At 71.3% G+C, this 25,789-nt stretch carries 25 protein-coding genes; 16 read left to right on the top strand and 9 right to left on the bottom strand.

Annotation, left to right across the window (positions count from 1 at the left end; all coding sequences use genetic code 11):
• Positions 1-62: 62 nt before the first annotated feature.
• Together DEJ11_RS13420 and DEJ11_RS13415 are read right to left on the bottom strand one after the other, a co-directional pair.
• Positions 63-1,379, bottom strand: a complete 1,317-nt coding sequence (locus DEJ11_RS13420) for an MFS transporter (protein WP_209082617.1) — start codon at positions 1,377-1,379, stop codon at positions 63-65.
• A 29-nt stretch (positions 1,380-1,408) separates the two neighbouring features.
• Positions 1,409-2,569 (bottom strand): zinc-binding dehydrogenase, encoded by a 1,161-nt coding sequence (locus DEJ11_RS13415; RefSeq protein ID WP_111104933.1) that lies wholly within the window; start codon positions 2,567-2,569, stop codon positions 1,409-1,411.
• A gap of 107 nt (positions 2,570-2,676) precedes the next feature.
• On the opposite strand from DEJ11_RS13415, the gene DEJ11_RS13410 reads away from it, so the two are divergent.
• Positions 2,677-3,534 carry a GolD/DthD family dehydrogenase gene (locus tag DEJ11_RS13410; protein WP_111032096.1) on the top strand — a complete coding sequence of 286 codons (858 nt, stop codon included), beginning with the start codon at positions 2,677-2,679 and terminating at the stop codon, positions 3,532-3,534.
• 53 nt (positions 3,535-3,587) lie between these two features.
• Complete coding sequence (locus DEJ11_RS13405) at positions 3,588-4,559, top strand: sugar-binding transcriptional regulator (protein WP_027466226.1); 972 nt, start codon at positions 3,588-3,590, stop codon at positions 4,557-4,559.
• Between the two features lie 266 nt (positions 4,560-4,825).
• On the opposite strand, the gene DEJ11_RS13400 is transcribed toward DEJ11_RS13405, so the two are convergent.
• The gene (locus DEJ11_RS13400) at positions 4,826-5,350 is read right to left on the bottom strand and encodes a DinB family protein (RefSeq protein ID WP_111104936.1); all 525 of its coding nucleotides are present in this window, start codon (positions 5,348-5,350) and stop codon (positions 4,826-4,828) included.
• Positions 5,351-5,541: 191 nt separating this feature from the next.
• On the opposite strand from DEJ11_RS13400, the gene DEJ11_RS13395 reads away from it, so the two are divergent.
• Positions 5,542-7,074, top strand: a complete 1,533-nt coding sequence (locus DEJ11_RS13395; RefSeq protein WP_111029975.1) for an MFS transporter — start codon at positions 5,542-5,544, stop codon at positions 7,072-7,074.
• A gap of 230 nt (positions 7,075-7,304) precedes the next feature.
• On the opposite strand, the gene DEJ11_RS13390 is transcribed toward DEJ11_RS13395, so the two are convergent.
• Positions 7,305-8,333 (bottom strand): GTP-binding protein, encoded by a 1,029-nt coding sequence (locus DEJ11_RS13390; RefSeq protein ID WP_111104939.1) that lies wholly within the window; start codon positions 8,331-8,333, stop codon positions 7,305-7,307.
• A gap of 45 nt (positions 8,334-8,378) precedes the next feature.
• On the opposite strand from DEJ11_RS13390, the gene ykgO reads away from it, so the two are divergent.
• The gene (ykgO, locus tag DEJ11_RS13385; protein WP_017888460.1) at positions 8,379-8,501 is read left to right on the top strand and encodes a type B 50S ribosomal protein L36; all 123 of its coding nucleotides are present in this window, start codon (positions 8,379-8,381) and stop codon (positions 8,499-8,501) included.
• 28 nt (positions 8,502-8,529) lie between these two features.
• The gene (locus DEJ11_RS13380; protein ID WP_042538188.1) at positions 8,530-9,186 is read left to right on the top strand and encodes a histidine phosphatase family protein; all 657 of its coding nucleotides are present in this window, start codon (positions 8,530-8,532) and stop codon (positions 9,184-9,186) included.
• A gap of 73 nt (positions 9,187-9,259) precedes the next feature.
• On the opposite strand, the gene DEJ11_RS13375 is transcribed toward DEJ11_RS13380, so the two are convergent.
• Entirely contained in the window at positions 9,260-10,987 is a 1,728-nt protein-coding gene (locus DEJ11_RS13375) for a glycerol-3-phosphate dehydrogenase/oxidase (RefSeq protein ID WP_111104942.1), read from the bottom strand.
• A gap of 192 nt (positions 10,988-11,179) precedes the next feature.
• On the opposite strand from DEJ11_RS13375, the gene DEJ11_RS13370 reads away from it, so the two are divergent.
• The 3 genes from DEJ11_RS13370 to ald all read left to right on the top strand — a co-directional run bounded on the left by DEJ11_RS13370 (position 11,180) and on the right by ald (position 14,394).
• Positions 11,180-12,142, top strand: coding sequence for a sugar-binding transcriptional regulator (locus DEJ11_RS13370; RefSeq protein WP_258375531.1), 963 nt, complete (start codon positions 11,180-11,182; stop codon positions 12,140-12,142).
• A 50-nt stretch (positions 12,143-12,192) separates the two neighbouring features.
• A complete protein-coding gene (locus DEJ11_RS13365; protein WP_111104946.1) occupies positions 12,193-13,152 on the top strand; it encodes a helix-turn-helix transcriptional regulator in 960 nt (319 codons plus the stop codon).
• Between the two features lie 141 nt (positions 13,153-13,293).
• Positions 13,294-14,394, top strand: coding sequence for an alanine dehydrogenase (gene ald, locus DEJ11_RS13360; RefSeq protein WP_111104948.1), 1,101 nt, complete (start codon positions 13,294-13,296; stop codon positions 14,392-14,394).
• An 83-nt stretch (positions 14,395-14,477) separates the two neighbouring features.
• Here ald and DEJ11_RS13355 read toward each other — a convergent pair whose 3' ends face one another.
• Positions 14,478-15,287, bottom strand: coding sequence for a TspO-related membrane protein (locus tag DEJ11_RS13355; RefSeq protein ID WP_111047241.1), 810 nt, complete (start codon positions 15,285-15,287; stop codon positions 14,478-14,480).
• 153 nt (positions 15,288-15,440) lie between these two features.
• On the opposite strand from DEJ11_RS13355, the gene DEJ11_RS13350 reads away from it, so the two are divergent.
• The 7 genes from DEJ11_RS13350 (at position 15,441) to DEJ11_RS13320 (ending at position 22,833) form a co-directional block, all read left to right on the top strand.
• On the top strand, positions 15,441-16,424 hold the full coding sequence (locus tag DEJ11_RS13350) for a magnesium and cobalt transport protein CorA (RefSeq protein ID WP_071247679.1): 984 nt from the start codon (positions 15,441-15,443) through the stop codon (positions 16,422-16,424).
• Between the two features lie 125 nt (positions 16,425-16,549).
• The gene (locus DEJ11_RS13345) at positions 16,550-18,661 is read left to right on the top strand and encodes an alpha-galactosidase (RefSeq protein ID WP_111104950.1); all 2,112 of its coding nucleotides are present in this window, start codon (positions 16,550-16,552) and stop codon (positions 18,659-18,661) included.
• 100 nt (positions 18,662-18,761) lie between these two features.
• Positions 18,762-20,045, top strand: a complete 1,284-nt coding sequence (locus DEJ11_RS13340; RefSeq protein WP_071405054.1) for a chloride channel protein — start codon at positions 18,762-18,764, stop codon at positions 20,043-20,045.
• A 95-nt stretch (positions 20,046-20,140) separates the two neighbouring features.
• Positions 20,141-20,353 carry an Rv0909 family putative TA system antitoxin gene (locus DEJ11_RS13335; RefSeq protein WP_071247674.1) on the top strand — a complete coding sequence of 71 codons (213 nt, stop codon included), beginning with the start codon at positions 20,141-20,143 and terminating at the stop codon, positions 20,351-20,353.
• 135 nt (positions 20,354-20,488) lie between these two features.
• Entirely contained in the window at positions 20,489-21,781 is a 1,293-nt protein-coding gene (locus tag DEJ11_RS13330; protein WP_111104952.1) for an aminotransferase class V-fold PLP-dependent enzyme, read from the top strand.
• On the top strand, positions 21,778-22,227 hold the full coding sequence (gene sufU, locus DEJ11_RS13325; protein ID WP_111022150.1) for a Fe-S cluster assembly sulfur transfer protein SufU: 450 nt from the start codon (positions 21,778-21,780) through the stop codon (positions 22,225-22,227). The genes DEJ11_RS13330 and sufU overlap by 4 nt, the downstream gene beginning before the upstream one ends.
• A gap of 135 nt (positions 22,228-22,362) precedes the next feature.
• Positions 22,363-22,833: a GNAT family N-acetyltransferase gene (locus DEJ11_RS13320; protein WP_111104955.1), complete on the top strand. Its 471-nt coding sequence runs from the start codon at positions 22,363-22,365 to the stop codon at positions 22,831-22,833.
• On the opposite strand, the gene DEJ11_RS13315 is transcribed toward DEJ11_RS13320, so the two are convergent.
• Positions 22,826-23,638, bottom strand: a complete 813-nt coding sequence (locus DEJ11_RS13315) for a hypothetical protein (protein ID WP_146247622.1) — start codon at positions 23,636-23,638, stop codon at positions 22,826-22,828. The two genes, DEJ11_RS13320 and DEJ11_RS13315, sit on opposite strands and share 8 nt — an antisense overlap.
• Before the next feature lie 18 nt (positions 23,639-23,656).
• Positions 23,657-24,709, bottom strand: a complete 1,053-nt coding sequence (locus tag DEJ11_RS13310; protein ID WP_111104959.1) for a zinc-binding alcohol dehydrogenase family protein — start codon at positions 24,707-24,709, stop codon at positions 23,657-23,659.
• Between the two features lie 95 nt (positions 24,710-24,804).
• On the opposite strand from DEJ11_RS13310, the gene DEJ11_RS13305 reads away from it, so the two are divergent.
• Positions 24,805-25,380 (top strand): TetR family transcriptional regulator, encoded by a 576-nt coding sequence (locus tag DEJ11_RS13305; protein WP_111104961.1) that lies wholly within the window; start codon positions 24,805-24,807, stop codon positions 25,378-25,380.
• Here the strand turns inward: DEJ11_RS13305 and DEJ11_RS13300 are convergent.
• The gene (locus tag DEJ11_RS13300; protein WP_111104963.1) at positions 25,334-25,789 is read right to left on the bottom strand and encodes a GNAT family N-acetyltransferase; all 456 of its coding nucleotides are present in this window, start codon (positions 25,787-25,789) and stop codon (positions 25,334-25,336) included. The genes DEJ11_RS13305 and DEJ11_RS13300 overlap by 47 nt on opposite strands.

The following is a 25,789-nucleotide window of genomic DNA, read 5'->3' as shown; positions in this document are numbered from 1 at the left end:
CTCCGGGGATGGTGGTGGGTGGTGCACCGGGCGACGACGGGACGGCCGTCGTCGCCCGGAACTCAGTGTCCTCGGTCGCCCTGCGGGACCTTGAGGAAGTGGATCATCACGAAGGCGCAGGCGTACAGGCCGACGAACGTCCACGTGGCGGCCTGGCCGCCGCCGCCCAGGGCGAAGACCGCGGCGACGACGCCGGTGCCGAGGAACGCGGCACCGCCGGCGGCCGTGGTGTACATCGCCATCGCGGCGCCCTTGTGCTCGGGGGCGAGCGCCGGCATGATCGCGCCCATCGGCACGAACCCGGCGAGCAGACAGCCGAACACGCACCCGGCGACGACGGAGAGCACGTAGCCCCAGTCCGAACCGGCGGGGACGAGCTGCGGCACGTACCACCAGGCGATGAGCCCGAGGGCGGAGCCGACGATGCCGAACCACTTGACGGTGCGCTGCCAGCCGATCTTGTCGCCGACCCAGCCGAACAGGGCGTTGACCAGGATGTTCGTCGCGTAGACGCAGACGGTCATGAGCAGCCAGCGGCTCTGGCCCCAGCCGCGCTCGTTCGCGATGACCGCGGGAAGCACGACGAACATGCCGAACTCCGGCGCGGTGTTGATCAGGCGGACGAGGAAGCCCATCAGGATCTTCGGTCGCGTGACCGTCAGGCGGATGCCGCTCGTCAGCACCTGCCAGGCGCTCTCGCCGGCGGGGGCGATGCGCGTGAACCCGTTCGGCAGCCGGACGCCGAACAGCATGATGAGGAACCCGATCACGACGAGACCGATTGAGGCGACCATCGCGCCGGTCTCACCGACCGTTCCGCCGCCGAACACCGGGATGGCACCGATCGCGAACAGCGAGCCGAGGGTCGGCAGGCCACCCGTGAAGGCGACGTAGAACCAGCCGACCGCCGAGCCGTTCCGTTCGACCGGGGTGGTGATGTTCACCCAGACCAGGAACGCGAAGGCGAACAGCGGGTAGCCGAACCCGCGCAACGCGTAGGTGACGGCGGCGAACGGGACACTGCCGGCGCCGAGTGCCAGCAGGAACAGGACCTCGAACACGACCCAGACGGCGAAGCCGAGGATCATCACGCGGCGCGGGCCGACCAGGTCGGACAGAGCCCCCGAGATGTAGCTGCCGATCAGTGCGGCCAGGCTGTAGAACGTGACGATCGTCGCCACGGTGGCCTCGGGGCTGCCGAGGACCGCCACCATGTGCGGCGTGATGAAGTTCGACTCGACGCCGTTCCCGGTCATGAAGACCAGGACGGCGACGAACCCGAGGGCGAGCGGACGGGGGATGCCCATCCGGTCCAGGCGGCCCTCGGTGCGGGGCGCGGTCGTGCGGGCGCCGGTGGCGCGGGCTGTCGTCGCTGACATGCTCGTTCTCTCCCTGCTGGCGGAGTCGGTCAGGCCTGAGCGGCCTGTGCGGCCGTGGTGGGGGCGGTCAGGGACGGGATGATCGACACCTTGACGCTGGCACCGGCGGAGTCGCCGACCAGGTCGAGGGCCTCCTGGAACTGCTCGAGCGGGAACTGGTGCGTGCAGATCTCCGACATCGGCAGGGTCTCGGCCTCGAGCAGCTTGATCGCCGCCGGCCAGGTGTGCGGGCCGAGGTGGGCGCCGCGCACGTCGAGTTCCTTGTCGTCCGAGATGATCGACCAGTCCACGGACACGTCGTCCTTGAACACCGAGTACTCGACGAAGGTCCCGAGCTTGCGGAGCAGGTTCAGTCCCTGCGGCACCGCGGACGGGTGCCCGGTGGCCTCGATGTAGACGTCGGCGCCGTAGCCGTCGGTGAGCTCCTTGACCCGGGCGACCGCGTCCTCCTGGGCGATGTTGATCGTGAGGTCGGCGCCGACCTTGCGAGCCAGCTCGAGCTTCGCCTCGACCACGTCGAGCGCGATGATCCGGAGCGGGTTCTTCTGCCGCGCACCGGCGATGGCGGAGAGGCCGATCGGGCCGGCACCGGCGATCACCACGGTGTCGCCGAACTTGATGTCCCCGCGCTCGACTGCGTGGAAGGCGCAGGACAACGGCTCGGAGAACGCGGCGACCTGGCCGGGCAGCGCCTTCGACACCGGGTGGGTCAGCGCCTTCGCCGGCACGAGCACGTACTCGGCCATCGCGCCGTCGTAGCCCTTGAAGCCGAACATGTCGTGCACGTTGCACATCCAGTACGCGCCCTCGAGGCAGTAGCGGCACTCCCAGCACGGCACGATCTGCTCGCAGGCGATCCGGTCGCCCACGTCGACGCCGCGCTTGGCCAGGGCGGCGTCGACACCGGCGACGATCGTGCCGACGAACTCGTGTCCGGGGATGCGGTCCCGCTCTGCCCAGGCCGCACGGTTCTCGTCGCCCCAGAACTTCGCGGCGCCGTGGTAGCACTTCAGGTCGCTCGCGCAGATGCCGACGGCGTCGGTGCGGAGCAGGAGTTCCCCGGGGCCGGGCGTCGGGACGGGACGCTCCTCGAGCCGGTAGTCACCGGGGCCGTGGACGACGACGGCGCGCATCGTCGTGGGGATCGTGGTGGGGGCGGTCGTGGCCGCGTTCTCGGTCGTCGTCGACATGAGCTGTTCCTCCGTTGGGTGGCTTCGGCGATGACTGTACACCTTCCAGAACGTTTGTCCAGAACACAATTTCTGGTAGGTTCGGCACCGAACGCAAGGGAGCGAACATGACGACGGACTTCGCCGCGGCCCTCCGACCGGGCCCCGACACGATCGACCTGACCAACGACTTCAGCGGCCGTACGGCGGTGGTGACCGGCGGGGCGTCGGGCATCGGCAACGCCATCGCCCGGGCCCTGGCTGCACGGGGTGCCCGTGTCGCCGTCGTCGACGTCCGTGCGGACGGCGCCACGTCGGCCGCGGCCGACCTGCCCACGTCCGCGCTGCCCGTGACGGCCGGGCCGGACGCCGCCGCCGACGGGGCGGGCACGGCCACGGGCCTCCACGCCGGGTTCGCCTGTGACGTGACCGATGCCGACTCCGTGACCCGCACCGTGGCGGACGTCGTCCGGCACTTCGGTGGCGTCGACGTGCTGGTGAACTGCGCCGGCATCGCCGCGCTCGCCCCGGCGGAAGACCTGGCAGCCGACACCTGGGCGGCGACCATCGACGTCAACCTGACCGGCACGTTCCGTGTGGCGCAGGCCGTCGGCCGGCACATGCTCGACGCCGGGTACGGGCGGATCGTGAACATCGCGTCGCAGGCGGCCCATGTCGGCATCGACGGGCACGCCGCCTACTGCGCGTCGAAGGCCGGCGTCATCGGCCTGACGACGGTGCTCGCGCTCGAGTGGGGCGGACGCGGCGTCACCGTGAACACCGTGTCGCCGACCGTCGTCCTCACCGACCTCGGCCGTGCGGCCTGGGCGAACGAGAACGGCATCCGGCACCAGGACGAGATCCCCACCGGCCGCTTCGCGACACCCGACGAGATCGCCGCGGCCGTGCTGTTCCTGGCGGGGGAGTCGAGCGCCATGGTGAACGGTGCGGACCTCCGTGTGGACGGCGGGTTCACGATCCGCTGAGCCCTGCTCGGACTACGATCGCGGTGTCCGATCGAGTCGAAGGGTCCTGCTCCATGTCGTCCGAGAGCACCGCTGGCCCCGGCCCCGATGCGTCGCGCACCCGGTTCCCGCTGGACACCGTCTACCAGGCGGCGCGGATGTACTACCTCGAGGACGCCACCCAGGTCGAGATCGCCTCGCGCCTCGGTGTCTCACGCCCGACCGTCTCGCGGCTCGTGGCCGAGGCCCGCAAGGCCGGACTCGTCCGCATCGAGGTCGTCGACCCGTTCCAGGACGAGACCGTGGCACTCGCCGAACGGCTGCAGGTCGTGCTCGGGCTCCGCGCGGTGCACCTCGCCGCCGTCACCCACGCGGCCACGCTCGGCGCCGACCTCGCCGCACCGCTGGCCGCCGCGGTCGAGGGCATGGGACTCGTCCCCGGCGACGCCGTCCTGATGTCGTCCGGACGCACCGTGTACGACGTCGCACGGTCCGGCATGCCGACCATGCCCGGCGTGCAGCTCGTCCCGACCGTGGGCGGGCAGGCCGACCCGATGCCGTGGTTCCAGACGAACGAGATCACCCGGACGGCCGCGGAGCACTCCGGCGCGATCCCGGCGTTCCTGTTCGCCCAGGCGCTGCCGTCGCCGGCGATGCGGTCCACCCTCGACGAGGACCCGGCGTTCCAGCACGTCGTCGGGCTGTGGAGCCGGGCGAAGGGCGCGATCCTCGGCATCGGTGCACCGACCCACACGCGCGACGCCCTGGCCCGGGGCATCCCGGTCGAGGACGCGGCGTTCGACCGTGCCGCCGGCGACGTCTGCCTGAACTTCTACGCCGCGGACGGCTCGCCGATCGAGTTCCCCGGCAGTGACCGGATGGTGCGGACCTCGCGCGAGATCCTGTCGACCGTGCCGCACGCGGTCGGGGTCGCCGTGGGCAGCGCCAAGGTCACGAGCATCGTGGCCGCGGTGCGGGGCGGGCTCGTCAACGAGCTGGTGACCGACGCCGCGACGGCGCGCGCCGTGCTCGACGCACTCGCCTGAGCGCTCCGGCTCGGCGCCCGATCCTTCCCATCACGCATGCGATGGATGGTGCTTTCGGGCATACCTGGTCGATTCTTCGTGGCAGGTACGCCCGGATCCGGCAGGTACGCCCGATTCCGGCAGGTACGCCCGGTTCCGGCAGGTACGCCCGGTTCCGGCAGGTACGCCCGGTTCCGGTAGGGACGCCCGGATCCGGGGGTGACCGCAGGCGGCCTGGAGGCGCGGGGCGGGGCCGCACCGCGCCTCCAGGCCGGTGGTCCCCACGTCTAGAGCGCGCGCCGCACGTCCCACAGGTGGTGCACCGGGTCGTGCGCGTAGTAGGTGGCGAGCGTCGCGACGGTGAAGGCGCTGCCGTCGGACCGGAGCCCGGTGCGCTCGAGCACCTCGTCGGGCACCGCCGCGAAGGCCCGGGCCGCGCGGTCTGCCGACTCCCGCAGTTCCCGAGCGACGACCGCGGGGTCCTGCTCGCCGTAACGGTCCTCGACGGCGGTGGCGTCCTGGTCCCAGTTCGGGAACGTCGGGGCGTCCTCGGTGAGCATCAGCTCGAGGCGCTCCGCCATCTTCCGGTGCACGTCCCGCACGTGGGCGCCGTACTCGAGCGGGGACCAGGTCTGGTCGTCCGGGCGGTCACAGACGTCGTCGCGGTCGAGCACCGCTGGCCACCCGGCGGTGTTCTCGTCGATGATGCCCGGCACGTCGCGGACGGTCACCGCGCTGCCGTCGTAGCCGCACTCGGGACACGCGGACTCGATGACCCACGTCCAGTTCTTCGTCTCGGGTTCGATCGCCATGGGCCGATGTTACGGCCTCGTTACTCAGCTTCCGGGTTCGCCGGACTGGTGCGGATCGGCGGCGACCCCCGTTCGGGTGACACGCCGTTCCCTGAGAATCACCGGCCAATGACATTTCGGTTGCTCGGTAACGTCGCTCGCTGTTCTGGGCCGGTTCCCGACGGCCCACCGATCTTCTCGAGGAGCAAGGCATGGGTTCCGACCCCAGCAGTACCAACACCCGACCACACCGACGGCTGCGCGAGAGCGACGTCACCGTGGTCGACAAGAGCATGATGCGACGAGCCGTCAGCGGCATGGTCGTCGGCAACACCATGGAGTGGTACGACGTCGGTGTGTACGGCTACCTGGCCGTGACGATGGGGAAGGTCTTCCTGCCGACGGCCGAACCCTCGGTGCAGATCCTGTTCAGCCTCGGGGTGTTCGCGGCGACCTACATCGCACGGCCCCTGGGCGGCATCGTGTTCGGACGCCTGGGCGACAAGATCGGCCGGCAGAAGGTGCTCGCGACGACGCTGATCATGATGGCGGCGTCGACGTTCCTGATCGGGGCGCTCCCCGCGTACGCGACGATCGGCGTGTTCGGCCCGATCCTGCTCGTCGTGCTGAAGCTCGCGCAGGGCTTCTCGACCGGTGGTGAGTACGCCGGGGCGACGACGTTCGTCACGGAGTACGCCCCGGACCGCCGTCGCGGGTTCTTCGCGAGCATCCTGGACTTCGGCAGCTACCTGGGCTTCGCGCTCGGTGCCACGGTCGTGTCGGTGCTGCAGCTCACCCTGGGCGAAGAAGCGATGACCGCGTACGGCTGGCGCTTCCCGTTCCTGGCGGCCGGTGTGATCGGCGTCGTGGCGATCTACTTCCGGCTGCGCATCGAGGAGTCGCCGGTGTTCCAGGCGACCCAGGCCGCGCAGGAGGCCGCGACCGAGTCCCGTGCGTCCTTCGACGGTGAGCGTCCGGCCAACGTCGTCGCGATGGTCCGTCAGCACTGGCGCCCGATCGTCATCGCGATCATGCTCGTCGCCGCGTCGAACACCGTGGGCTACGCCCTGACCTCGTACATGCCGACGTACCTGACCGATTCGCTCGGGTACTCCGCCATCGACGGCACGCTGCTGACGATCCCGGTGCTCCTGCTGCTCGCGGTGATGCTCCCGCTGACCGGCAAGCTCTCCGACCGCCTCGGCCGCCGCGTCGTGATGTGGATCGGTGCCGCCACCACGGTCGTGCTCGTCGTGCCGGCCTTCATGCTCATCGGGCACGGGGCGCAGTGGTCGACGCTCGCCGGCCTCGGGCTGCTCGCGCTCATGACCGCGCTCTGGGTGTCGAACCAGGCTGCGTCGCTGCCGGCGCTGTTCCCGACGTCGACGCGGTACGGCGGCATGGGCTTCGCCTACAACATCGCGATCGCGGTGTTCGGCGGGACCACGCCCCTGATCGTGCAGGCGCTGCTCACCGCGACGGGTGACGAGCTCGCGCCGGCGTACTTCCTGATGGCGATGAGCGTCGTCGGAGCGATCGGTGTCTTCTGCATGAAGGAGTCCTCGCAGCGCCCGCTGCCCGGGTCGATGCCGGCCGTGGAGACCGAGGACGAGGCGAAGGAGCTCGTGCTCACGCAGGACACGAACCCACACCTGGACCTCGGCGACCTGCCGTTCGCGGCGCAGGACGCGGCGGCTGCCGCTGCGCGTGAGGCTGCCGCGCGGGAGGCGTCGCCGGTGCGGTGATGCTGCGGTTCTCGACGTGACCACGGACGGGAGGCGCGGCGCGGGTCCGACCCGCACCGCGCCTCCCGTCCGTGCGTGCGCACACTGCGACGATCCACGCGACGATCGACGCGCGTTCTGTCGCAACATGCGCACGGAGCGGATGTGTGCGCATGAGGCGACGATGCACGCGTCGATCGACTCGTGCTCTGTCGCAGGACGAGTGCGCAGCCGCCCGCGCACGCGCCCCCTCACTCGTGCCGGTGCTCCGACGCCGGGTCCACCGCGGGCCACACCGGGAACGGGTCCGGCCAGCCGCGCCACACGTCCGGCCCGGCGAGCAGCTCCGACGGCGTGAGCAGCGCCCCGTCGAGCGCCCGCTCGATCGCCCGGACGTCGAGATGCTCGCCGACGAACCACAGCGCCTGCCCGATCGGGGCGTCGGCGTCCCACGACGGGTTCGCGGTGGGGTCGAGCGCGAGCATCGACCCGAAGCTCGACCACGAGCCGACGTGGTCCGGCCGGGACGCCAGGCGGAAGAACCCCCGCGACCGCAGCACGCGGCCGTTCACGCCGGCGGACAGGTCCTCGGCGATGACGGACGACAGTCGTCCGGGGTGGAACGGCAGCGGCTCCCGGTAGCGCATCGAGACCAGGGCGTCGCGGGCCTCGCGCCCGGTGTCCGCACCGCTCGACAGTGCCCGCATCCAGCCGGCACCGGTGGCGAGCACCCGCGCGGCTCCACCGTTCGAGGCCGGCAGGTCGGCGGCGCTCCGGATCGCGGGCAGGGCGACGATCACGGCCTGGGGTGCCATCCGGTGCAGCAGTGACACGAGTGCACGACGTCGACGCCCGGACAGCGGTTCGATGCGGTCGAGGGCGATCACCGTCGCGTACTCGACGAGTGCGGCCATCCGGTCAGCGGCCACGAACGCGTCGTCGACGTCCGACCACAGCAGGTGCGCGACGTCGTCGGCCCGCAGCACCCCGACGACGTGCCGCAGCACCCGGTCGTCGCCGGTCTCGGACCGTGCCGCGTTGGCGAGCAGCATGCCGACCGCTCGGGCATCGGCTCCCGGGTGCAGGGTGACGACGAGCCCGTGGCCCGCGTCGGGTCCGCAGACCCGGTCGAGCTGGTCGGCCCGGTCGGCCACGGCGCGGGCGGTGGCGAAGGCACTCCCGGCGACGTGCATCCGGTGTCCGTCCGAGATCCGGGCGGCGACGCGGTCGGCGTCGACCTGGTGCAGGGCGGTGACGAGGGTGATGGCAGCAGCACGCATGTCCGCTACTGTAACTGAAAACCGTTATCAACAAGGAGGCTCGTCGTGAAGGTCCGCAACTCCCTCAAGGCCCTGAAGAAGATCCCCGGCTCGCAGGTGGTCCGACGCCGGGGTCGCGTCTACGTCATCAACAAGAAGAACCCCCGCTGGAACACCCGGCAGGGCTGACGTCAGCGGCGGTCCGTAGGGTGGCGGCATGCGACTGCTGCTCATCCGCCACGGCCAGACCCCCGCGAACGTGCACGGCATCCTCGATGCCGTGGTGCCCGGACCGGGGCTGACCGAGCTCGGGCAGCAGCAGGCCGACGCCCTGCCCGCAGCCCTCGCCGACCGCGGGATCGAGCGACTGTTCGTGTCGTCGATGGTCCGCACGCAGATCACCGCGGCGCCCCTGGCGACCTCGCTCGGCCTCGAGCCCGTGGTGCTGCCGGGCCTGCGCGAGATCGAGGCGGGCGACACCCAGGGCAAGAGCGACAAGGTGTCCGTGCAGACCTACATCTCCACCGTGCACGGCTGGTCCGGCGGCGACCGGACGACCCGGATGCCCGGTGCCGAAAGCGGCGTCGAATTCTTCGAGCGCTACGACGACGCCGTCCGGCAGATCGAGGCCACCGGGGTCGCGGTCGCGGCCGCCGTCAGTCACGGTGCCGCGATCCGCACGTGGGCGAGCGCAGCTGCGCAGAACACCCCGGACCACTTCGGCACGAAGCGTCACCTGGAGAACACCGGCATCGTCGAGCTCGAGGGGTCGTTCGCCGACGGCTGGCGCCTGGTCGACTGGGAAGGCGAACCGGTCGGCGGCGACCAGCTCATCGACCGCACGGCGCTCGACCCCACCGGCGAGCGTTTCTGACGCGACCAGCAGACAGACGGGAGGCGCGGTGCCAGCTGGCACCGCGCCTCCCGTCTGTGGTCGGTCGCGTCGACTACGCGAGCTGCGACGCCGACGTCAGCGGCACGATCACGCCGTGCGACTCACGCAGCACGTCGAGCGTGCGCTGGACCTCGTCCGCGCGCTCCTCGGTCGTCCAGCCGAGCGCACCGGCGAGCACGTCGGCCAGCTCGTCGAGCAGGTCGATCGTGACCCCGCCGACGAACGCCAGGTTCGTGCGGCGCAGGACGACGTCGACCAGGTGGACGGCCTGCTCGTGGCGGGCGAAGTACGCGACCTCGGCGCGGGTGAGCGACGGGTCGGACTCGAGCGGCTCGACCGGGCCGTCGGTCAGGACGTCCACGACCTCGGCGGCACGGGTGCCGTAGCGCTCGAGCAGCCCCTCGACCAGGGACTCGTCCAGGCCGTCGCGGTGCGACTTGATCCACAGGGCGCGCTGGGCGTTCGTGGTCGGGAACTCCTTGCCACCGCCGATCGGCATGCCCGTGGTGTCGACCTTGCGGCTCATGCCGAGCTTGGTCGTCGCCTCGGTGGACAGGTGTGCAGCGAGGGCACGGAAGGTCGTCCACTTGCCACCGACGAGCGACAGCACGGTCGACTTCGGCAGCCCGGCGATCTGGGTGTCCACGATCCGGTAGTCACGGGACACGAATCCGGGGGCGGTGTCCTCGTGGCGGGGGAGCGGACGGATGCCGGAGTAGCTGTAGACGATGTGGTCGCGGGTGACGTCGATCTGCGGGAACACGTGCTTGACGAGCCCGAAGAAGTAGTCGATCTCCTCGTCGGTCGTCGTGACCGGCTTCGAGGGGTCGGCGTCGATGTCGGTCGTGCCGATGAGCACCCGGCCCTTGAGCGGGTAGATGAGGACGATGCGGCCGTCGTCGTTCTCGAAGAACAGCTCGCGGCCCTTGGTGGCCTCCAGCAGCTCGTCGTTGTGGACGACGATGTGCGAGCCCTTCGTGCCGCCCATGAACTTCGTCTCGCCGCCGAACGCCTCGTTCGTCAGGTCGGTCCAGGGGCCGGAGGCGTTGATCACGACGTCGGCCGTGAAGACGAACTCGTCGCCGGTCTCGCGGTCACGCAGCAGGACGCCGCCGTCGCGGGTGCCGGCTGCCTCGACGTAGTTGACGGCGCGTGCCTTGTCGGCTCCCGCGGCCAGGCCGTCCTTCAGGACGTCGAGGGCCAGGCGCTCGGGCTCGTGCACGCTCGCGTCGTAGTAGGTGCCCGTGTACTTCAGGTCCTTGTTGAGGGCGGGCATGTCCTCGAGCGCGGCCTTCTTGGTGCGGAAGACGTGCTTCGGGACGGAGCCACCGTCACGCGAGAAGGAGTCGTAGATCGTCATGCCGATCTTGATGAGCATCGCGCCGCGCTCCTTGGTGGAGCGCTGCTTGTGCGTCAGCATGCGCAGCGGGGCGTTCATGATGCCGGAGAACGTCGAGAAGATCGGCATGGTCGTCTGCAGCGGCTTGACGTAGTGCGGGGCGATGCGGATCAGGCCGTTGCGCTCCTGCACGCTCTCGCGCACCAGGCGGAACTCGCCGTTCTCCAGGTAGCGGATGCCGCCGTGGATCATGTGGCTCGAGGCCGCGGAGGCGCCGGAGGCGTAGTCGCCACGCTCGACCAGGGCGACGTCGACGCCCTGGAGCGCCAGGTCGCGGAACGTCGCGATGCCGTTGATGCCGCCGCCGACGACGAGGACCTGCGCGTTCGGGCGCTCGGTGAGGGCGGTCACCGTGTTCCGGGGCTGTGTCTTCTTCGACATGGTTCGTCGCTTCCTTCGTCTGTTCGTGGGGTCAGGATCGATCGTGCGCTCGTTCGACAGGGCGGGCAACTTGCGTGCACGAACGTGCAGCACACGTGTCGTCCAGGCCCGACACGGCGGTCAGGAGGCGCGGCAGGGGTTGCAGAGGCCCTGCACGTCCGTGCATGGTTGCGTTCGACAGATCGGAGCACCATGAGCGATGCGGCTCAGCCCATGCGCACGCAGCAGGCGCTGCGCGCCGCCCACCTGTACTACCTGCAGGACCTGACGATGGACGCGATCGCCGACGAACTCGGCACCTCGCGCTCGTCGGTGTCGCGGCTGCTCAAGTACGCCAGGGACACCGGGCTCGTCGACATCCAGATCCGGTCGCCCCTGGACCAGGCCGCTGCGCTGAGCCGGAGCATCCGCTCCCGCTTCGGGGTGCACGCGCACGTCGTCCCGGTGCCGGACCACACGAGCGACGTCGACCGGCTCGAGCGGGTCGCGCTGTCCGCCGCCCGGATCCTGACGCAGTACGTCGAGTCGAACATGGTCATCGGGATCTCGTGGGGCTCGACCGTGAGTGCGGTCAGCCGCTACCTGGTGCCGAAGACCACCCACGGCTCGACGATCGTGCAGATCAACGGCGCCGCGAACACCCGCACCACCGGCATCGTCTACGCGTCCGAGATCCTGCGCCGGTTCGGCGAGGCCTACGGGGCGTTCGTCCAGCAGTTCCCGGTGCCGGCGTTCTTCGACGACCCCGCGACGAAGGAGGCGCTGTTCCGGGAGCGTTCGATCCGCCGTGTGCTCGACCTGCACGAGCGGATGGACCTCGTCGTGTTCGGTGTCGGTGCCCCGCAGGCCCCGGTTCCCTCGCACGTGTACTCCGGCGGGTACCTCGACCCCGAGGACCGTGACGAGCTCACGCAGGCCGGGGTCGTCGGGGACGTCTCGACGGTGTTCTACCGGGCCGACGGCTCGTGGAAGGACATCGGGGTGAACGCCCGCGCCGGCGCTCCGGACCTCGACACGATCAAGCGTGCGCCGCGGCGGGTCTGCGTCGTCGCCGGGCGGTCGAAGGCGGCGTCGCTGCGCGGTGCACTGGCCGCCGGGCTCATCACGGACCTGATCCTGGACGAGAGCGCGGGGCAGGCGATCCTGCAGCCCTGAGAGTCAGGACCTGACGCAGTTTGTCGGTGGTCGGTCCTAGGTTCTGGAGCATGGTGCTCTCTCTCGAACAGCCCGGCCAGCGGTACTTCCGTCGGATGGTCGGCAGCGACGTCGACCAGGCGCTCGCGTTCTTCGGGAGCGACTACGACTTCCGTGCACCACTGGTCCGTCGCACCCACGAGAACGCCCACTGGGACTTCGCGGGCGTCGGCGACGGACGGATGTCCCTGCGCTCGTCGCGGTTCATGGTCGACCTGCGGAGCGAGAGCCAGGTCGACGACGAGTTCCTGGTCGCCTGGATGCGCAGCGGTTCGAGCCGGATCACCTCGGGCGGCGAGACGTACGAGCTCGAGGCCGGGGTGCCCGTCGTGCTGCCCTTCGCCGAGCCGTACGCGCTGCACCACCGCGACATCGCCCTGAACCTGGTCCATCTGGACCGCGACTTCGTCCGAGCCGTGGCCGGCGACGACGACTTCGCCTTCGAGCCGATGCGCCGTCCGACGGCCGACGGCATCGCGCTGTGGCGGTCGGTGGTGCGGAAGTACTCGGCCACGTGGCTCGACGTCGACCGGTCGATGAGTCCGATGGTGCAGCACGACATCGCCGAGGCCTTCGCGACCGCGGCGATCCGGGCGTTCCCGCAGCGCAACAAGTGGCGTGCGACGGTGTCCGGCAGCGGCCCGGAGCACGACCGCCTGCGCCGGGCGCTCGAGTTCGTGCACGAGCACGCGCGCGAAGCGATCGGCACCCCGGACATCGCGGCGGCGGCGGGGCTCAGCCCGCGCGGGCTGCAGCAGTCCCTCCGCCGACACCTCGACCAGACGCCGGGGGAGCTCCTGCGCGGCGTACGACTCGACGGTGCCCGGACCGACCTGGTCGGCAGTGGCCTGGACGAGACGACGGTGGCCGAGATCGCGCGGACGTGGGGCTTCGGGCACCTCGGACGCTTCTCGGCGACCTACCGCAGCCGTTTCGGGGAGCTGCCGAGCGAGTCGCTGCGCGGGCACTGACCGACTGCTGCTGCGGACCGCTCCGCCGAATCTGATGACACGGATCGCGCTGCGGCTGTCAGGATGTTCGGCTCAGCGCTGCTGTGGACGAATCCGGTGCTCAATGGACGGGACGAACGCACCGCCCACGAAGGAGTCAGCATGCGCATCGGCGTCCCCACCGAGATCAAGAACAACGAGTACCGCGTCGCGGCCACGCCCGCCGGTGTCGCCGAGCTCGGGTCGCACGGCCACCAGGTGCTGGTGCAGGCCGGTGCCGGGTCCGGTTCGGCCTTCACCGACGACGAGTACCGCACCGCCGGCGCCACGATCGTCGACACCGCGGCCGAGGTGTGGGAGCGCGCCGAGCTGATCCTCAAGGTGAAGGAACCGGTCGCGTCGGAGTACCCGATGATCCGGCCGGGCCAGGTGCTCTTCACCTACCTGCACCTCGCCGCCGACCGGCCGCTGACCGATGCCCTCATCGACTCGGGTGCGACGGCGATCGCCTACGAGACCGTGCAGCTGCCGGACCGCTCGCTGCCCCTGCTGTCGCCGATGTCCGAGGTCGCCGGCCGACTGTCCGCCCAGGTCGGCGCGTTCCACCTGATGCGCACGAACGGCGGGCGCGGGCTGCTGCTCGGCGGGGTCCCCGGCACGCCGAAGGGCCGCGTGGTCGTCATCGGCGGCGGCGTCGCGGGGGAGCACGCCGCGACGATGGCGCTCGGCATGGGCGCCGACGTCACGGTGTTCGACATCAGTCTGCCGCGGCTCCGGGCCCTGGACGCCCGGTTCGACGGCCGCGTCACGACCCTGCGCTCGTCGGCGCACGCCATCGCCGAGGCCCTGCGCGACGCCGACCTGGTGATCGGTTCCGTGCTCATCCCCGGGGCGTCCGCGCCGAAGCTCGTCACCGACGCGATGGTCGCCGACATGCGGCCGGGCTCGGTGCTGGTCGACATCGCGATCGACCAGGGCGGCTGCTTCGAGGGCTCGCACCCGACCACCCACGACGACCCCACGTTCGCCGTGCACGACACCGTGTACTACTGCGTGGCGAACATGCCCGGCGCTGTTCCGCGCACGAGCACGATCTCGCTGACGAACGCCACGCTGCCGTACGCCGTCGCGATCGCCGACCGTGGCTGGGAGGCCGCGCTCGAGGCCGACCCTGCACTCGCCGGCGGCCTGAACGTGCACGACGGCCGGGTCACGAACGCCGCGGTCGCCGCCGCCCACGGCCTGGTCGCGTCCGCGCGCTGATTCTTCGCGCTGAGCGACACCTCACGGCCCAATCGCTGCGTGAGGTGTCGCTCAGCACGAAACGACGCGCAGGTAGCCGCGCGTCAGGCCGCCACCGGGGCCGCCGCCCGACCGGCACGGCGTCCGACCCAGCCGGCGCGGGCACGCACCACCACGGTCACGACGACCACGGCCGCCGCAGCCACCACGGCCGCGACCGCCGTCGGCACGGAGACGAGCGGTCCCTCGAACCGGGCCACGGCGACCCACGCCAGACCCCACGCGACCGAGGCCATGGGTGCCAGGCGTCCCCGGCCCCACAGCGCGATGAGGACCCCGACGAGCCCGGCCACGGCGGCGACGACCACGCCCCACGGGTCCTGCCCGAGTCCGAAGCCCCGGAAGCCCGCCGCCGTCAGCACCGCAGCGGTGTTCGCGGCCGTCGCGACGCAGACCCACCCGAGGTACAGCCCGAACGTGCCGTCGGTCAGGATCGCCTCGACGACGCCGCGGGACGGGGTCCGGCGCAGGATCGTGAACGTCCAGATCAGCACGACGAGCAGGGCGACGATGATCGGCTCGCTCGCCCACAGGAACCCGAACTGCACCGACAGGATCCACGCGGCGTTGAGCAGCAGGGAGAGCACCGCCGGCACCACCAGCCGCTCGTGCCGCTCGTCGTTCGCGGTGCGGAAGAGCTGCAGGACCGCGTAGCCGATGAGCCCGGCGTAGACGACACTCCAGATCGAGAAGGCCGGGCCGTCCGGTGCGATCGCGGTGGAGGACGCCGACAGGGCGCCACCGGCGGCGTCCTGGATGGGCGTGCCGCCGGCAGCGCCCGACCCGACGTACGCGCCGATGACGGCGACGACCGCGCTCACGGCCACCGCGATGCGCTTCCAGATCCTCTTCATGACAGTCCCTTTCGTCAGCATGCTGATGACCTGCACCGTAGGCGGCCGGTGGCGGCGGCCGTGCAGCGCACGTTCAGGCAGGACGCGGGGCGTGTGGCGGGGCCGCCACGGGCCTCCAGGCCGGAGACCGGCCACCCTGCGTACGGTGGGCGCGTGAGCGTCGAACTGAACACCGTCTACATCGACCGGATCGCACCGATCGCGAGTCCGTCCCTCGACGACACCTTCCGGATGCTCGACGAGCAGGGCGCCAGCGCGTGCATCGTCCTGCACCAGCCCGACGCCGAGGAACTCGGCGACGTCGCGGTCGCCCTCGGCCTGCACGAACTCGCCGTCGAGGACTCCGCCGAGGGGCACCAGCGACCGAAGCTCGAGCGCTACGGCTCGACGCTGTTCGTGGTGCTCAAGCCAGCGCTGTACAACGACCAGCAGGAAGAGGTGGCGTTCGGCGAGGTGCACGCCTTCGTCGGTGAGACCTTCTTCCTCGCCGTCGTGAAGGCCGACCCCCGCGGCAAGCAGACCGTTCCCCGGGCGCTGCAGCGGTTGAGCGGCAAGCCGGGGCTGGTGACCGTCGGCCCGCAGGCGCAGCTCTGGGCGCTGATGGACTCCATCGTCGACGGCTACGTGCCGGTGATCGACGGACTCGAGGAGGACATCAACCAGATCGAGGACCAGCTGTTCTCGGGCGAGGCCGGGGTGTCCCGGCGCGTGTACGAGCTGTTCGGCGAGGTCGTCGACTTCCAGCGAGCGGCGCGCCCCCTGGTCTACATGATCGAGAACCTGCACCGCGGCGCCGAGAAGTACCACCTGCCGATCGAGATGCAGCGGCGGTTCCGCGACGTCCTCGACCACGCGATCCGGGTGGTGGAACGCCTCGACACGTTCCGGCAGCTGCTGCAGAACGCCCTGACCGTCGACTCGACCCTGGCGGCGCAGAAGCAGAACGACGACACGAAGAAGATCTCCGGCTGGGCGGCGATCCTGTTCGCGCCGACGCTCATCGCCGCGATCTACGGGATGAACTTCACGCACATGCCCGAACTCGGCTGGACGTGGGGGTACCCGCTGTCGATCGTCGCGATGGTCCTGTTCGCCGCGATCCTGTACGTGGTGTTCAAGGTCAAGCGCTGGTTCTGAGCCACAACCGGAGCCGCGCCGCAGCCTGGGCTGCGGCGCAACCGGAGCCGCGCCGCAGCCGGATTTGCAGCGGACGGCCCCGGACCGGAAAGCTCTGACGTGCAACGACGCCGACTGGAGCCCGCATGCCGCACGAACTCGTCCACCTGACCGCCGGTGGCGTCTCGCTCGTCCTGGACTGCCGCGACGACGCGCTCCCCGCCGTCGTGCACTGGGGAGCGGCACTCGGACCGCTCGACACCGACGCGCTGACGGCCCTCGCCGACGCCGACGTCACCCCGGTGTCCCCGAACGAGATGGACGACCCGGTCCGCCTGTCGGTGCTGCCCGAGCCACACCGGGGCTGGAGCGGTCGTCCGGGGCTCGCCGGGCACCGTGACGGCGCCGACTGGTCGCCGGCGTTCACCGTGACGTCGCTCGCGGTCACCGACTCCGCGGTCACCGCCGACGCCGAGGACACCGTCGCCGGACTCACCGTCCGGGTGACCATCGAGATGCTCGGCTCCGGGCTGGTGCGGGCCCGCGCGAGCGTGACGAACACCGCCGACGGCGTGTACACCGTCGACGACCTGACGCTCGCGATGCCGATCCCCTCCGGGGCCCGCGAGGTCCTGGACTTCGCCGGCCGCTGGGGCAAGGAGCGGACCCCGCAGCGCCGCGAACTCGTCGTGGGGACCCACCAGCGCGAGGGACGGAAGGGCCGCACCGGCACCGACGCCGCGACCGTGCTGACGGTGGGGGAGCCGGGCTTCGGCTTCGCCCACGGTCAGGTCTGGGGCGTCCACACCGCCTGGAGCGGGAACCACCGGCACCACGCCGAACGGCTCGCCACCGGCCGCCAGGTCATCGGCGGCGGCGAACTCCTGCTGCCCGGCGAGGTCCGGCTCGACACCGGTGGCACGTACGAGGGGCCGTGGGTGTACTTCGCCCACGGGGACGGCCTCGACGACCAGGCCCGACGGTTCCACCGCTGGCTCCGCAGCCGCCCGCAGCACCCGACGACGCCCCGCCCGATGACGATCAACGTGTGGGAGGCCGTGTACTTCGACCACGACCTGGCCCGCCTCGTCGACCTCGCCGAGCGTGCTGCGGCCCTCGGTGTCGAACGCTACGTGCTCGACGACGGCTGGTTCCGTGGCCGCCGCGACGACCACGCCGGCCTCGGTGACTGGTACGTCGACGAGGACGTCTGGCCGGACGGACTCGGCCCCCTGGTCGACCGGGTCCGTGCGCTCGGCATGGAGTTCGGCCTGTGGTTCGAACCCGAGATGGTGAACGAGGACAGCGACCTCGCCCGCGCCCACCCGGAGTGGATCCTGCAGGCCGACGGTCGGCTGCCCGCGCGTTCCCGCGACCAGCAGGTGCTCAACCTGGCGATCCCCGAGGCCTTCGACCACGTGCTCGAACGGATGACCGCGATCATCGGCGAGTACGCGGTCGACGCCGTGAAGTGGGACCACAACCGCGACCTCGTCGAGGCGGGGTTCCCGGGCGGCGGCGCAGCGGTCCACGAGCAGACCCTCGCCGCGTACCGGTTGATGGCGACGCTCGGCGAGCGCTTCCCGTCGCTGGAGATCGAGTCGTGCTCGTCGGGTGGCGGTCGGGTCGACCTCGGCGTCATCGAGCACACCGCGAGGGTGTGGGTGTCGGACGACATCGACCCGCTGGAGCGCCAGCAGATGCACCGGTGGACGCAGCAGCTCCTGCCGCCGGAGCTGCTCGGGTCGCACATCGCGAGCGGCCGGAACCACACGACCGGTCGCGTCCACGACCTCGCCTTCCGTGCCGGCACCGCCCTGGTCGGCCACCTCGGAATCGAGTGGGACCTGGCCGGCGCGACCGCCGACGAGTCCGCTGCACTGACCGAGTGGATCGCGCTGTACCGCGAGCTCCGCCCGCTCCTGCACGGCGGTGACCTGGTGCGCTCCGACGAGGTCGACGACGCACGGCTCGTGTACGGCACGGTCGCGCCGGACCGGCAACGGGCCGTCTTTTTCCTCGCCAGCATCGGCCGCTCCGAGGTCTCCGCCACCGGCCGGGTCACCTTCCGCGACCTCGACCCCGACACGGCGTACCGCGTCGACCCGGTGGTCATCGGCGACGGCCACGACCTGGTGCGACCGGACTGGTGGTCCGGCCCGCGGGTGTTCAGCGGCCGGGTGCTCGGCACCGTCGGCCTGCAGCCACCGCTCATGCCGGCCGACTGCGTGGTGCCGTTCCGGGTGACGGCCGTCTGACGGCGGGTGGTCGGGGCTCCCGGCCTGGAGGCCCGTCCCGCGTCGGGCGGGCCCGTCGCGGTCCGTCATCGGGTGCGTCCAGCCCGTTAGGCTTCCGGTCATGCCGCACTCCGGACACGCGACCCCGGTCTGGGCCCTCAAGCTCGCCGTCGTCACCGCCCTGGTGGGCGTCTCCGGCGGCATCGCCGGCATCGCGGTCTGGCTCGCGCTCCAGCTCATCCAGTTCGTCGCCTTCGGGTACGGGTTCGGCGGGCACCTCGAGGCCGCCGACGCATCGTCGGGCCTGAACCGGTTCCTCGCGCTCACCGCGGCCGGCGTCCTGACCGGGTTCGCCTGGTGGGCGCTCCGTCGGTGGGGGCGCTCGATCGTCTCCGTCACCGCGGCAGTCGACGGCAAGCGGATGCCGGCCCTGGCGACGCTCGCGAACGCCGGCATCCAGATCCTGGCCGTGGGGCTCGGCGCGTCCATCGGCAAAGAGGTGGCGCCGCGCGAGGTCGGGGCCTGGCTCGCCCAGCTCGTCACCCGTCGTGCGGGGCTGACCGCGCGCGAGACGAAGATCCTCGTCGCCTGCGGTGCTGCGGCCGGCCTCGCCGCCGTGTACGACGTACCCCTCGGTGGTGCGCTGTTCGCGGTCGAGGTCCTGCTCGGGGAGATCAGCTTCGCGACCGCCCTGCCCGCCTTCGCCACGAGTGCGGTCGCCGCCATCACCGCCCGGCTCGTGATCCCGGACGAGGTGCTGTACCACGTGCCCGCGATGCACCTGTCGCCGTCGCTGCTCGTCTGGGCGATCGTCGTGGGACCCGTGCTGGGGCTCGCCGGGGTCGGGTTCGTCAAGCTGACCAACCGGCTGCAGGGCATCGCGCCGAAGGGCTGGCACCTGCTCGTCGTGCTGCCGGTGGTCTTCGCGATGGTGGGGCTCATCGCGATCCCGTTCCCGGAGATCCTCGGCAACGGGCGGGCGCTCGGCCTCGTCGCGATGAACACCACGCTCGACGACGCCTCGTTCGCCGGCCTCTCACCGATCGTGCTCCTGCTGCTGCTCGGGGTCCTGCGGACCGTGACCACCTCGGCCACCATCGGGGCCGGTGCGGTCGGTGGCACGCTGACCCCGTCGATCGCGATCGGTTCGGCGATCGGCGGTGGCCTGGGCGGTGCGTGGCTGCTGCTGTGGCCGGCCGACGGTCCGAGTCTGGCGGCCTTCGCCTTCGTCGGTGCGGCGGCCTTCCTCGCCACCACCATGCGGGCGCCGTTCACCGCCCTCGTGCTCGTCGTCGAGTTCACCCAGCAGGGCACCGACATCCTCGTGCCCTCGTTGCTCGCGGTGTCCGGGGCGGTCGCCGTCGGGTACGTGCTCGCCCGCCGTCGCAGCGCCCAGATGGTGTGAAGACCCCGAGCGTTCCGGTACGGACGGCGGCCCCGGGGCCTACTGTCGGCGCCAGGACGGAGCGACGGGCTCCGCACCGAGACGAGGAGCAGCCGATGGCGGGGTTCGACGACATCACGAAGAAGGCCCAGGAGTTCCTGAAGGACGGCAAGGTCCAGGACGCCCTGCAGAGCGAGAAGGCCGAGGGCGTCAGCGACAAGGTGCTCGGCGGTGTGGCCGACGCGGTCAAGAAGGCCACGGGCGGCAAGTACGACGACAAGATCGACGGTGCCCGCGACGCAGCGGACAAGAAGATCGGCAACGAGTAGCGGACGACGTGCAACGGCCCAGGACCCGGCGTGGTCCTGGGCCGTCGCCGTGCCGACTGGACGTGGTCGGGAACAACGGACACCATGGACGGGTTGCTCCGGACAGCAGCACCAGGAGGACGAGACGTGACAGTCGTGGCGCCGAACCAGCCGCTCACCGAGACCGAGGTCGAGGCGATCAAGCGGGACTTCCCGATCCTCGCGCAGGACGTGAACGGGCAGCCGTTGGCGTACCTGGACTCCGGGGCGACGGCTGAACGCCCGCGCCAGGTCCTCGACGCCGAGCGCCGGTTCCTCGAACACGACAACGCCGCCGTCCACCGCGGCGCGCACACGCTCGCGGCGCTCAGCACCGACGCCTACGAGGACGCCCGTGCCACCGTCGCCGGCTTCATCGGCGCCGCTGCCCCGACCGAGGTCGTGTGGACCGCGAACGCCACCGACGCCCTCAACCTCGTCGCCTACGGCATGGCCAACGCCAGCCGCGGCCGCGGCGGTGCCGACGCAGAGCGCTTCCGCCTGGGCACCGGTGACGAGATCCTCGTCACCGAGGCCGAACACCACGCCAACCTCGTCCCGTGGCAGGAGCTCGCCGCACTGACCGGAGCGACCCTGCGCTGGATCCCGGTCGCCGACGACGGCACCTGGACCGCCGACGACGCCGCGGCGCTGATCACCGACCGCACGAAGGTCGTCGCGTTCTCGCACGTCTCGAACGTCACCGGGATGATCGCTCCCGTCGAGCAGGTCGTCGGCCTCGCCCACGCCCGCGGCGCCCTCGTGGTGCTCGACGCCTGCCAGTCCGCACCGCACCGGCCCCTCGACGTGCAGCAGCTCGGGGTCGACTTCGCCGCGTTCTCCGGGCACAAGATGCTCGGCCCGAACGGCATCGGCGTGCTCTGGGGCCGTGCCGAGCTGCTCGACGCCCTGCCGCCGTTCCGCACCGGTGGCTCGATGATCACCACCGTGACGATGGAGGGCTCCGAGTTCATGCCGGCGCCCGAGCGGTTCGAGGCCGGCACGCAGCCCGTCTCCCAGGCGGTCGCCCTCGCCGAGGCCGTCCGCTACCTGCAGGGCATCGGCATGGAACGCGTCCGCGCCCACGAGGAGCACCTCGCCCGCCGGATGCTCGACGGTCTCGCCGCCGTGCCCGGCATCCGCCTGGTCGGCCCGCCCGCCGGCGTCCCGCGCTCCGGCCTGGTCGCGTTCGACGTCGACGGCGTGCACGCCCACGACGTCTCGCAGTACCTCGACGCGCAGGGCATCGCCGTGCGCTCCGGCCACCACTGCGCCCAGCCGCTGCACCGCCGCCTCGGTCTGGTCGCCACCAGCCGCGCGAGCACCTACGTCTACACGACCGAGCACGACGTCGACCGGTTCCTCGCAGCCGTCGCCGAGGTCCGCGGCTACTTCGGAGCGACCGCGTGAACGCCCTCGACAGCCTGTACCAGCAGGTCATCCTCGACCACGCGAAGGCGCGGCACGGCGACGGTGCGATGCCCGACGCGGATGCCTCGCACTTCGAGCGGAACCCCACGTGCGGCGACGAGATCACGGTCAGCCTGCGGCTCGAACCCGGCACCGACCGCATCGCCGGGCTCGCTTGGCAGGGCGACGGCTGCTCGATCTCGATGGCCTCGGCATCGGTCCTCACCGACATGGCCGTCGGCCGCACCGTGCCCGAGTTCCTCGCACTGACCGAGGAGTTCCGCACCATGATGCGCTCGCGCGGTGTCGGTGAGCCCGACGAGGACGTCCTCGAGGACCTCGTCGCCTTCCACGGCGTCTCCAAGTTCGTCATGCGCGTCAAGTGCGGCATGCTCGCCTGGGTCGCGGCGGAAGCAGCCGCGCGCGAGGCGACCGCGGCCCGCTGAGCCGGCTGCGGCTCGCGATCGCGACCACCGACCGACCGGGAGGCCCGTTGCGGGCCCGCCCCGCGCCTCCCGTCCGCCGCTGGTCGCCGACCGGGCCCCGGAAGGCTTGAACAGTATGCCTGTTCAAGGGGCGCGATGATCATCGAGACGGAGCGACCGGGCGCAGGCCGGGCCGACGCGATCGTGCGGGCCTACCTGACGGAGGTCGCGTCGCGGTGGTACGGGCGGGCGGCGACGACGGCCGAGGTCGACCGGGCGCTCGACGAGGAGCCGTACGACGACCTGCAGGGGGACTCCGGGGTGTTCGTCATCGCGAGTGACGGGGAAGCCGCTGTCGCCTGCGCCGGCGTGCGCTTCATCGGTGCCGTCGGCGAGCTGACGAAGGTGTTCACGCTGCCGGAGCACCGCGGCCGAGGCGTCGGTTCGGCGCTCCTGCGCCACGTCGAGGACGTCTGCAGGGGACGCGGGATCACGTCGCTGCGGCTGGACACCCGTGCTGAGCTCGCCGAGGCCTGTGCGCTCTACGAGCGGCTCGGCTTCGTCCGGGTGGCGCCGTTCAACGACGATCCGTACTCGGACCGCTGGTACGCCAAGCGGATCAGCTGATGACGCCGATCTCGCGCAGCGCGTCACCGACACTGATGCGCTCGTTCCGATCCTGCGCCTGTTCCCAGCGGGCCTCCGCGCGCGCGATGGCCTGGTCGTCGAGACCCAGGAGCTCGTAGAGCCCGTCGAGCTCACGCGGTGCGAGGTGCATGAACCGCAGCGGGAACTTCCGTTCGGGGCTCGCGTAGCTCTGCTGGGCGAGCTGGTCGAGGACGCCCGGGTCGGTCTCTCGCTGTTCCATGAGCAGGACGACGGCTCGTGACCTCGTCATCATGAGGAAGGCGGACCGCACGTTCTCGTCCGGATCGGTCGCCAGGGTGATCTCGACGGCGAGGGGGAGGTCCTCTTCGCAGGCGAGCTCCCAGCGCTGCGAGGTGTCCCCGTGGATCGCCGTGAGCATGTCCGGGTGGACGCCGAGGCCGCGCTCGCCGCGTTCCGGTCGCAGCGAGGTCGGGCGGGGGTCGTCCCCGACGCGGGCGGTGGGGAAGCCGACGCCCGTGTACACGGTGTGGGCGATCGGCAGGAACTGGAGCGCCTGGTGCAGTGCGGTCGCGGCGTCCTGCACCGCCGGAGCGGTCACGTCACCGTCGGCGGCCGCGATGGCGGTGGCGTAGTCGGAGAGTGCGGTGTGCTGCTGCTCGATGGCTCGGGCGAACATCTCCTTGCCCCTGGCGGTGTCGCCGAGGAGCCGTGGGTCCAGGTGCAGCGTGACGGCGCTCGGGTCCTGCAGGTGTCCCCGTGGCGTGCCACCGCCCGACATCGTGAAGCTGAAGGTCTCGTCGTCGGGCACGTCGGCATCGGTCACGTCGCTGACGCTACCGGCTCAGGGAAGCGTGACGACGAGCTTCCGGGCGGAGACACCGGCGCGGAGTTCGGCGAGGGCGTCCGGGATCGCGGCGAGTCCCGATCCGACGACGGACGCGGTCGGGGTGGCACGGTACCGCCCGGTGCGGAGCGCCTCGGGCAGGAAATCGCGGTAGATCGCGGGGCCGACCTCAGACTCCGTCGGGCGGCCGCCCCAGATCGCGGTGACGTGGACCCCGTGTCGGCGCTCGAGCCGCGCCCGGATCGTCGTCACCGGTGTCGGGTACGCCGACGCGAGTCGACCTGAGCCGGTGGCGGCTCGGACGATCGGGAGCGTGCGGGTCAGCGAACCCTGGCCGAAGGCGAGGGTGCCGGCGAGCTCCCGGTCGGCGAGTGCCTCGAGGATGCGGCGTGCGGTACCGTCGTCGCGGTAGTCGAACACGGCCTCGGCCCCGAGGTCCTGCACGAACCCGTGGTTCTTCGGCGATGCGGTGCCGATCACGGCGTACCCGGCGGCCCGGGCGAGTTGGACGGCGTTGGCGCCGACGCTCGTGGACGCACCCCACACCAGGACGACCCCGTCGCGATCGACCGCATCGGCCGTGGGGAGCGACAGCGCGAGCTGGTCCGGCTCGAAGAGCCCTGCCGCGGCGGTCGAGACGGCGAGCGGCAGCACCGCCGCCTGCTCGGCGGGCAGGGCATCCGGAACCGGGGTCGTCACACGGTCGAGCAGCAGGACCAGGTGCTGGAAGGCGCCTTCGGCAGCACTGTTCCGGTGCTGTTCCTGCCCCGCGGCGTGCCCGACGACCCGGTCGCCCACGCGGAAGCGCTCGACGTCCGGGCCGATCGCGACGACCGTGCCGGCGACGTCCGACCCGAGGACCGCGGGGAACCGCAGCTTCGGGAACACCAGGTGCCGGAAGAGCCCGCCGACGGCGTCGACCGGGTTGACGGCAACCGCCTCGGCGCGGACGACGAGTTCGTCGGGGCCGGGCTGGGGGACCGGTGCGGGCCCGACGGTGAACCGCCCGGTCGACGTGGTCCAGAGTGCTGCGTTGCCCGATGGCGACATGGTGTCCCGATCTCTTGCTCGAAGTGAGTCATGACACGACGTGTCATCGCCCAGTCAACCATGACACGACGTGTCATCACCACTACTGTGGACACATGCGTTGGTCTCCGGATGCCCGAGGGCGACTCGAGCGAGCGGCGTTCGAGCTCTTCGCTGAGCAGGGCTACCAGGCGACGACCGTGCCGCAGATCACCGCACGGGCCGGCCTGACGACCCGCACCTTCTTCCGGTACTTCGCCGACAAGCGCGAGGTGATCTTCGCCGGTGATGAGATCCCCGACCTCGCCCGGGCCGCCATCCAGGGTGCACCGGCCGGGATCGACCCGCTCGACATCGTCGTGCACGGCCTCCGCACCGTCGCCGACGAGCGGTTCGAGGGGCGGCACGGCGAGGTCGGCTCGGTGCGGCGGCTGGTGCTGTCCGAGTCGTCGCTCCGGGAGCGCGACGCCCGGAAGCGCGCCGACCTGACGGACGCGGTGCGCGAGGCCTTCGCCCACCGCGGGCTCGATCCGTCCGAGGCAGCGGTCATCGCCGAGACGACCGTGATGCTGTTCCACCTGGCCCTCGAGGCCTGGCTCACCGGACCGTCCGAGCGCCGGATGGCCGACGTGGTCGACGAGCAGCTCAGTGCACTCCGTGGGGTGCTCGATCGGCGACCCGCAGCGTCATGAACACGTCGACGCCGTCCTCGGTGTCGAGCACGAAGCCGTGTCGTTCGTAGAGTCGGCGAGCCGGGCTGCCCACCAGCACGTTGAGCCGCGTCGGGCCGTCGTGGGGCTCGTCGAGGACGGCGCGCAGCACGGTCGAACCGACTCCACGCCCCTGGACGTCGGGCGCGAGGTAGAAGTGCTCGACCCAGCGGACGTCGTCCTCGACCCGCACGGTGATCGACCCGACGTCGCGACCGTCGACCACGACGATGCGGGTCAGCTGCGGCTGGAACGCGTCGCGGAGGCGCTGTCGGACGCGCGTCTCGTCGAACACCCCGAGGCGTGTCAGGTCGTCGCGCAGCACCACGGCCCGGAGCTCGACGAGCCACTCGAGGTCCTCGGTGGTGCTGTCCCGCAGTGTGACGTCCAT

The sequence above is a fragment of the Curtobacterium sp. MCLR17_058 genome, assembly GCF_003234705.2.
Lineage (GTDB): Bacteria > Actinomycetota > Actinomycetes > Actinomycetales > Microbacteriaceae > Curtobacterium > Curtobacterium flaccumfaciens.
The sequence above is the reverse complement of the archived record's forward strand: the minus strand, read 5'-3'. Positions and strand labels throughout refer to the sequence as shown.